This window comes from Synechococcus sp. R3-13 (assembly GCF_047462195.1).
Lineage (GTDB): Bacteria > Cyanobacteriota > Cyanobacteriia > Thermostichales > Thermostichaceae > Thermostichus.
Genome location: NZ_JANSIO010000145.1, coordinates 1 through 1,596 on the forward strand (window position 1 = coordinate 1; position 1,596 = coordinate 1,596).

Below are 1,596 nucleotides of genomic sequence, written 5' to 3' on the forward strand. Positions count from 1 at the left end.
GCTGCATAGTTGAACAGTGATGTTCAGCAGTGCTCAGCGTAAATGTATCAGTTTCTTCCGCAAGAGAAGATTCTCGCTTCTGTCGACCAAGCTGCTTGCCGGGCTGAAAACTGTCTGCTCCAGAGCAGACAGGGTTTTGCTGTTGCTGATTCCTGAACTTTTTTCGTTCTTGAGGATTGGGGCCAGCCGGAAGAGAAGAGGAGCTAGGGATCCCTGACCCTTCGAGGGCGAAAATGGCAAAAGCGTGGAAGGCAGAAAGCTGATGCGGGTGTATTTGTTTCGCTGGGCAGGGTTGCTTCACCTCATTGCCGGGGTGATGTACCTCTACTGGCGACTGACAGCCGGGTTGATGGATTTGGGATCCCTTTTGTTTTGGGGGGCAGAGCTGTATGTTTGGCTGGCGGCGGTGGGCTTTACCCTCAGCCGCTATCCCCAAGTGCCGAGAGAGACGATCCCATCCCCAGAGGTCCTGCGGCGGTCGTTTTTCCAATTGCCGCGGGTGGATGTACTGGTGCTGCGCCAGTGGGATTCCGTAGAGGCAACCCGGCAGACGGTGCTCTCGGCTCTGCACCTCGACTACCCGTGGGAGCGGTTGTTTGTCCACATTGTGGATCGGGTAGAAGATGAGGAGATGGCCAAGGCGGCGCGGGCCATTCCCTGCGAATACTGGGCCTGCCCTAGCCCCACAACCGACCCCCTGGCTTATGCAATGGGATCCCCTCACATCCAAGGGGAGTATCTGCTCCTGGTGCAGCCGGGCCATTTTCTCGAGCCGGACTTCCTGTGGCAGACCTTGCCCCGCTTTTACGACTCGCCGGAGCGGGCTCCCATCGCCAATCGTATCGGGTTTGTGCAGGCAATGCTGCGCACCCTAGGCCAGCCCAGAGCCGTTCACCCCCTGCAACAGCTTTTGGCGGTGGGATCCGAAGGGTATCAGGCGGCACCCCTGTTGGGTTCTGGCTGTCTCATCCGGCGCAAGGCTTTGGAAGGGATCCCGCAGATCGACATTCGCCGCCCTGTGCAGTTGGGGTGTCAGATGCACTGCCGTGGCTGGCAGTCTCAATTGGTTCGCCAAACCCAGGTTACGGGTGTTTTGTTGCCCTTGCGCAACCGCCGCGTTGCTTTGCTGGCTTTGTTTTCGGCCTTGAGGGAAAATCCCTTCTGGGGCAAGCCGACCACGCAGCAGCAGCGCTTTCAATACCTGTGGCTGGCCCTCTGGGCTGCCGGTGGGATGGCGGAGCTGGTCTACTTGGCGGTGCCGATGGTCTTTCTCTGCACAGGGTGGATGCCGGTGCCGGCCTTTGACCGGGTCTTCTTCGCGTGGTTTTTGCCTTATGCTCTCCTAGGGCGCATCAGTTGGCTCTTGGCCTTTCCCCCGCATTTGTGGGGGGCAGCTTGGCAGTCGGAACGGCAGACGGGCAGCCAGTTTTTCCAGTCCATCCAGGCGCTGGTGCAAAGTCTGCAGGGAGTGCCCCCCTATCCCGAGCAGCCTTCCCAGCTCTCCTTAGGACCTCAGGCTCTGGCTATTGTGCTGACTTTTCTGGCTATGGGGGTGGGATCCCTGCGTTTTGCCGGCAGTTGGGATCCCTCTTGGCC

At 59.3% G+C, this 1,596-nt stretch carries 1 protein-coding gene; it reads left to right on the plus strand.

Features of this window, described 5'->3' with window-relative positions:
• Nucleotides 1-244 precede the first annotated feature (244 nt).
• Nucleotides 245-1,596: cellulose synthase (locus NW856_RS04690; RefSeq protein WP_414399344.1), on the plus strand; the 1,352-nt coding region annotated here is incomplete at its 3' end.